The organism is Bacteroidota bacterium (genome assembly GCA_016722375.1).
In the GTDB taxonomy this organism is placed as follows: domain Bacteria; phylum Bacteroidota; class Bacteroidia; order Chitinophagales; family LD1; genus Bog-950.
Genome location: JADKJG010000017.1, coordinates 1 through 7,139 on the forward strand (window position 1 = coordinate 1; position 7,139 = coordinate 7,139).

Below are 7,139 nucleotides of genomic sequence, written 5' to 3' on the forward strand. Positions count from 1 at the left end.
GAGAAGCCCGCCTGAAGCATGTAGAGGTTTTTATCCTTGCGGTAAAGATCCTTCACTCCGTCCATTTCATATTTATACTTGTCTTTCTTAGGTCTCCATTCATAAACCACGGCTGCATCGCCGCCAAAGTTGGGCGCGGCATGATCGAAGTTGAATTTGAATTTATAGTTGTCCGTAAAATTGAAGTTATCGGAATGGCCGTAGTTCAAATCGCTATTATTAATGCTAAGGGTTTCGCTGTTTTTCCATTCGTATTGAATATTTTTGGAGTAGAGATAGGTAGCACCTATACCTTGAAGGAGTTTAAAAGTGCCACCTACTTTCAGCATGTGTTCGCCTTGATCTAAAACTACTCGAGAGTAGGTCACTCCGTAATCAGCCCACGCCATGGTGCGGATGGCTATGTTTCTATCCGAAAAAGATTGGTTAAAGAATGGAGTAGCCTTGGTACCCACTCCGTAATAAATAATCTGGGAAAGGGTTTGGTCTATGCCATCCACATTGGTGACCATGTTGGCATGGTAAGAAAAGGCTACGGCGTTTTTGTTTTTCTTTCCGAATGAAAACATGAAAGACAATGGCCCCTGAACTTGCAAGCCGATGTAAGCATTTTTCGCCCGACCATTCAGTCGTTCGTGCAGGTTCACGTCTTTATCAAAATTTGAAAAAATAGAGGGATGGGTGATTGCCTTTCCGTCCAGACCGATGTAATTATTGCCTGCCGAGAAGCCAAAATTGATGAGGTTGATGTCGGCAATAAAACGGCTATCAGCAATAGCGGGATTATAGTTGACGTTGGTAATGCCGCCATAGTTACTACTGCGCAGTCCCAGAAAAAACTGTGCTTGAGCAAAAGTAGCTGATAAAAAAAGGAAGGTAAATAGAGGTAGAAATTTCTTCATAGTAAGGGGTTTAGTAGCCTCAAAGGTAAAATTTCAACTGAATCGTTTTAATGGATTTTCCACCGTCGCATTTGCTGCTACATTTGCGCGCAGCATGAACAAATCTTCTTCTAAATTTTTGATTTATTTAATAATCGTTACGTCCATTTGTGTGGCCCTCCAATTTGTTTGGAATATGCAAATGGAAGAAGACATGAAGTTGAAAAGCGGCTATGCACTGTTAGGATTTTTTGTGGTGAGCGTGGTTTTGGTTCATCTGTTTCTGTCGCGGGCAGCAAAGGGCAGTCCGCAAGGGTTTGTAAGAAGTTTTATGCTGGCTACAGTCTTGAAGTTTTTTGCTTATCTCACGGTGTTAATAGGCTTCCTCTTGTATTCTTCTGAAAACAAGAAAACGCTGATTCTGCACTTCCTTTTCTACTACGCGGTCTTCACCGTGTTAGAGGTCAGCCACTTGTATTCAGAGCTAAGGAAGAAGAAGGATGCGTTATAAAGTTAAATCGTCCGACAATCGTTTCCCTACGGATCCACATCCACTTTCACATCCACACTCTTCAGTTCAGCCATAGACTTCATTTTATTCATCACTTGTAGCAAGGCCTGTTTCATGGCCGACAAATCTTTGTTTTGGGGATGGCTTTTAATCAGCACTTCGCGGATATAAAAATTATTGATTTTGGAAATGAAAGGCGGTGCCGGGCCGAGGATGATAGCAAGTTGTGTTTTGCGGATCTCGTTGGCTAAGAAAAGCGCCGCCTGTTCTACGTTATTCACCTGCCGGTGACGCAGGGTTATCTGCATCATGCGCGTATGGGGAGGATAGCTGAATTGCAGGCGATGTAGCAATTCGGTTTCAAACATCTTTTGGTAGTCGCCGTTCACCACGTTTTGAATGACCGGATGGCTTGGGTCAGAAGTTTGAATAATAACTTTCCCCTTTTTATTTTTCCTCCCTGCTCTTCCCGCTACCTGCATCATCAGTTGAAAAGCTCGCTCGTGCGAACGAAAGCCGGGATGATGAATGAGTTGGTCGGCATTCATAATCCCCACCAAACTGACGTGGTCGAAATCTAATCCCTTGGTCACCATTTGGGTGCCTACCAGAATATCTACTTCGCGGTTTTCAAATTGGGCAATGACATTGGCATGACCATGTTTTGTTTTGGTAGAGTCATAATCAAGCCGGCTGACTTTAGCTGTCGGAAACAATGTGGCGATTTCATCCTCAATTTTTTCAGTACCGGTACCCACAATGTCTAGGTCTATCGCGCCGCAGGACTTGCAATGGTCAGACATCTTTTCATAATAACCGCAGTAATGGCAAATCAATTTGTTCTGAAACTTATGGTAGGTCAGGCTCACATCACATTGCTTGCAGCGATATACATGGTTACAGGTTTTGCAAACCTGATAGTTGGCAAAGCCCCGACGGTTGAGGAAGAGGATCACTTGCTCGCGATTCTCGAGCGCAAGACCAATGGCCTCTATGAGTTGGGAAGTAAAACTGCCTTTCATTTTTTTTCGCTTCAGCTCTTCGCGAATGTTGGCAGTAAGAATCTCAGGCATTTCAATACCACCATACCGACTCATTAGTTTCACCAATCCAAATTTGTCATGTACCGCATTGTAGGAAGATTCGAGCGAGGGAGTGGCAGTACCTAGAATAACCTTAGCGCCAAACAGTTGAGCCAGCATAATGGAGGCATCGCGTGCGTGATAGCGCGGAGCGGGATCCATTTGTTTGAGTGCGGAGTCGTGCTCTTCATCAACGATTACTAATCCCAAATCATGATAAGGGAGAAGCAGGGCTGAACGCGCACCGAGAACAATCTTGTATTGGTTATGTAATACTTTATTCCATATTTCTACTCGTTCATTTTGGTTGAACTTAGAGTGATAGATACCCACCGTATTGCCAAATACTTTTCGAAGCCGGTTGATGATTTGTGCCGTAAGAGCAATTTCCGGCAGCAGATAAAGTACCTGTTTGTTTTGTTGAAGAACCTCTTTGATTTTCTCAATATAGATATTCGTTTTGCCACTTCCTGTTACCCCATGCAACAACACGACATTTTTCGTTTCAAAATGCTGATTAATTTCTAGTAAGGCTTTTTCTGGGCTTCGTTTAATGCCGGGGCATCGGCGGTATCAGTTTGAATGTTTCCAAGGCGCGAAACTTCCATTTTGAATTCCATGAATACCCCCCGCTTGACTAAGGCAGATAATACTGCAGCAGAACTTTTGGAAAGACTTAATAATTCACTTTTCCGGATGAATTTTGATTTATGATGTAGTTGGGTGAAAGCCAATAAAAGCTCTACCTGTTTGGGTGCTCGACCTAATTCTGCATATAGTTCTTCCAAGGCAGTATCACCAACGTACTTTTCATCCAAGCGTATGTAGGTTTCTTTGCGCACTTTGAATTTCTCGGATAATTCTTCCGACGAAATCGCAATGCCGAGATTAAAAAGAGTTTTCAACTCCTTGTAAACCGATTGTTTTTGTAAACATTGCTGAGCCTTCGCCAGATCAATTTCCCTAGTATTACGGAGCAATTGCACTAGTAAAAACTCAGGTTCGGTTAAGGATTCAAAATCTCCGTCGTAGTTTTCGTTATAGCGTATTTTTGTTTCGCTCGACAATTTTAAACCGGAGGGCAAAGCCACCGCCATTACTTCGCCTAGAGTACATACATAATACCGACTGATCCATTCCCAGAATTTTAATTGAACAGGTGTGATAATGGCCTCCTCATCGGCAATAGATTCAATCAATTTGGCAGGTACCGAGGGGGCCTGATGGTGGACTTGCTGAACGATAGCAGAGTAAAATCTCTTCTTTCCAAACTGGACAATTACCCGTTGGCCTACTTTCACAAACTCCACCCAATCTATCGGTACAGCATAAGTATAGGCCTGTGGTAGTGCTAAGGGAAGAATGACATCTACGTATGTAACTAAGGAAGACATTCCGGCAAAGTAAGAAGGAAATTTGTTTTCTCGGTACTGATATTTTAACGCAGCTTATAAGAAGACAAACAGCTATGCTGATACCTTTGCCACTTGTGAAATTTTGCGCGCTTATACTTTTCCTTTTTGCTCTCACACCTTCAAGCATGGCCTTAGACCGATTGCTTGGAAAAAAAATAGTTGTCAATGAGGGTGCATATAATATGGTGAAAGATGCTACAGAAGATTTGCGGGCGCATTTGTCAGAGGCCTGTGGAGTCAATTTCACTATAGAAAAACAGGACAGCAGTATTACCACAGGAATTTTTCTTAATCTGCTTTATCCAAGAAAGGACTCAGCTTATTTAAAAAGACTGGATATAGATAATCAGGATGTTTTCCTTTTAGAAGGGGATGGAAAACGTTTTGTTAAAATATCTGCATTTTCAAAACAAGGCTTAGTGAACGGCATTTATACCTATTTGGATCGTCTTGGTTTTCGATGGTATTATCCGGGTGAGCTTTGGAAATATGTTCCAAAGTTAATGGACGTTGGTATTTCAATAGACACCATCGAAAAACCCGACTTTGTTTTACGTGCCTTTTTCGGAACCTTCGGCACACCTCGAAACCGAGTAATTGACAAGAATGCTATAGTTGACAGGGAATGGAATCTATGGTCAGTACGCAATCGTTTAGGAGGTACTTACTCCTTGAAGGGGCATGCCTGGGGAGATTTCTTTTGGAGGAATATTCAAACCTTCTTAAAGCATCCTGAATATGCTGCTTTGGTGAATGGGAAACGTTCGGAATTAAACTCCGGCGGCATTAAATTTTGTACCAGTAATAAAGGGTTGCAAGAATTATTTGTGCAAGATAGAGTGGCGGAGTTGAAGAAGAATATGAATGATATTCCAAACCGCCCTGTATATACTGTTTCCGTGGAGCCCTCGGATGGCGAGGGTTTCTGTGAATGTGATGAATGCAGGAAATTAGGAACGATCAGCACCCGCGTTTTTCTTTTGGCAAATTTGGTAGCAAAAGAGTTTCAAAAAGTTTCTCCCAAGGCATTTGTCAATTTGTATGCTTACAACAAACATGCTGCCCCGCCTGATATTGCTTTGGAACCCAATGTAATAGTCCAGATTATTCCTTACGGATATCAGGACTATACTTCGCCTGAAGTGATGTTCAAAGAATGGAAACTGAAATGCAATCACCTGTTTGTCTATGATTATTATGGATTACCCATTCTGAATCTGGACAAGCCTTTGCAAGGGAGTTTGACTCCGATCGAATTTGCTAATCGAATTCGTTTCTGGCATGATCAAGGTATTAAAGGAATCACTTTGGAGAGTTCCTATAGTATAGGCGCCACTGGATTAGGGCTTTATCTCTTCTCCCGATTGTCGTGGAATATCAATACAAATGTCGAAAGGGAGGTAAGCGAATTCTATCAAAAAATATATGGAAATGCCGCCGGCAAGGTTCGCCAAGCACAGAGTGCGTTAGAAACTGACACCAATTTGATAGATAAGAGAATAAGCCTGCATTTGGCAAGTCGTATCATTGACTCGCAAGAAACAGCTACGCAAAACGACACAATACTGGGCGCTCGATTAACTAGTTACAAAGCCTATCTCCTCTATTTGAATTTTCTTTATGACTTTCAACGTAACGAAATAACTGAAGATACTACAGCGATTGATCGTTTAATGACCTTTGTCTATGGGACATTCTTCTTAAAAATGGTTCATCCTTTCCCTGTTTCTGAATGGCTTAAAAATTATGGTGCCAATCCGGAGTATGCAAAAAGGTGTTGGGATACCTTCAACCCGACAAAAAAAGGGATGAAGTTTTCTTCCGTCAGGCAATGGCGAAAAGAGGAGATAGACGCGGCCTTTCGTGAATCTGTTACCAGGACGGATTAAATCCATTCAGTCAAAAACCGAGTAGAAACACCTTAAAACCCGGTCATTTTGGCATTATTTCCTCTTGAATTTTGAAAATTCCTTTTTACCTCTATTTTCGCACCGCCCTTTAAAAAGATAATACACAATATACATGGCAAACGTTGGAAAAATAAAGCAAATAATAGGTCCGGTGGTGGATGTTAGTTTTGATGCAGCAGGGTCAAAGCTACCTCAAATTATGAGCGCACTGCAAGTGACTAGAGATAATGGTCAGAAAGTAATTTTGGAAGTCCAACAGCACTTAGGTGAAGACTCTGTCCGCACAGTGGCAATGGATTCTACCGATGGTCTTCGCAGGGGAATGGATGCAGCGGACTTGGGCGCGCCAATTACAATGCCGGTTGGAGAATCTATCAAAGGAAGATTATTTAATGTTATTGGAGAAGCCATTGACGGGATTAATATTCCGGTGAGCAGAGAAGGGGGATATCCCATTCACCGAATGCCGCCTGCCTATGAAGATTTAGCAACTGAATCAGAAGTTCTATTTACCGGGATTAAAGTAATTGATCTTCTAGAGCCTTATGCCAAAGGAGGTAAAATTGGTCTCTTTGGAGGAGCAGGAGTAGATAAGACTGTGTTAATCATGGAACTTATCAATAACATCGCTAAAGCCTATGCTGGCCTTTCTGTTTTTGCGGGTGTAGGTGAAAGAACACGGGAAGGGAATGATTTGCTGCGTGAAATGATTGAGTCGAACGTGGTGAAATATGGTGATGATTTTAAACACAGCATGGAAAAGGGCGGATGGGATCTGTCAAAAGTTGATCCTAAGGCGCTATCCGAATCTCAGGCTACGCTAGTATTTGGTCAGATGAACGAACCGCCAGGTGCACGGGCACGAGTGGCTCTTTCCGGTCTTACCATCGCAGAATATTTCCGTGATGGAGACAAAAATGATGCCAAAGGTGGTCGCGATATTCTATTCTTTATTGATAATATTTTCCGCTTCACACAAGCAGGTTCAGAGGTATCAGCCCTTCTTGGTCGTATGCCTTCTGCGGTAGGTTACCAACCTACATTGGCAACAGAGATGGGATTGATGCAAGAACGAATCACTTCTACTAAAAGAGGTTCAATTACTTCTGTTCAGGCAGTATATGTACCTGCGGATGACTTGACTGATCCGGCTCCTGCAACTACGTTTGCCCACCTAGATGCAACGACTGTATTGAGCCGTAAGATTGCTGAGTTGGGTATCTATCCTGCGGTGGATCCCTTAGATTCTACTTCAAGAATTCTAAGCGCAGATGTTTTGGGTGCGGAACATTACGGTTGTGCGATGCGGGTAAAAGAAATCCTTCAGCGTTATAAAGAAT

The 7,139-nt window shown here is 42.5% G+C and carries 6 protein-coding genes; 3 read left to right on the forward strand and 3 right to left on the reverse strand.

Translation table 11 applies throughout. The annotated features are described in order from the left end of the window. The coding region (locus IPP77_16025) for a hypothetical protein (GenBank protein MBL0311095.1) at nucleotides 1–902 on the reverse strand (902 nt) is incomplete at its 3' end. Between the two features lie 118 nt (nucleotides 903–1,020). Here IPP77_16025 and IPP77_16030 point away from each other — a divergent pair. Beyond that, nucleotides 1,021–1,392 (forward strand): hypothetical protein, encoded by a 372-nt coding sequence (locus tag IPP77_16030; protein ID MBL0311096.1) that lies wholly within the window; start codon nucleotides 1,021–1,023, stop codon nucleotides 1,390–1,392. A 26-nt stretch (nucleotides 1,393–1,418) separates the two neighbouring features. On the opposite strand, the gene priA is transcribed toward IPP77_16030, so the two are convergent. Both priA and IPP77_16040 read right to left on the reverse strand, forming a co-directional pair. Continuing rightward, on the reverse strand, nucleotides 1,419–2,963 hold the full coding sequence (gene priA, locus IPP77_16035) for a primosomal protein N' (protein ID MBL0311097.1): 1,545 nt from the start codon (nucleotides 2,961–2,963) through the stop codon (nucleotides 1,419–1,421). Between the two features lie 35 nt (nucleotides 2,964–2,998). Continuing rightward, a complete protein-coding gene (locus IPP77_16040; protein MBL0311098.1) occupies nucleotides 2,999–3,868 on the reverse strand; it encodes a hypothetical protein in 870 nt (289 codons plus the stop codon). Nucleotides 3,869–4,014: 146 nt separating this feature from the next. On the opposite strand from IPP77_16040, the gene IPP77_16045 reads away from it, so the two are divergent. Further along, the gene (locus tag IPP77_16045) at nucleotides 4,015–5,778 is read left to right on the forward strand and encodes a DUF4838 domain-containing protein (GenBank protein MBL0311099.1); all 1,764 of its coding nucleotides are present in this window, start codon (nucleotides 4,015–4,017) and stop codon (nucleotides 5,776–5,778) included. A gap of 133 nt (nucleotides 5,779–5,911) precedes the next feature. Then, the coding region (locus IPP77_16050) for a F0F1 ATP synthase subunit beta (protein MBL0311100.1) at nucleotides 5,912–7,139 on the forward strand (1,228 nt) is incomplete at its 3' end.

Excerpts from the sequence above, each read along its gene's own strand:
- IPP77_16040 (MBL0311098.1), bottom strand. The coding sequence starts at position 3,868 with ATGTCTTCCTTAGTTACATACGTAGATGTCATTCTTCCCTTAGCACTA.
- IPP77_16045 (MBL0311099.1), top strand. The coding sequence starts at position 4,015 with ATGGCCTTAGACCGATTGCTTGGAAAAAAAATAGTTGTCAATGAGGGT.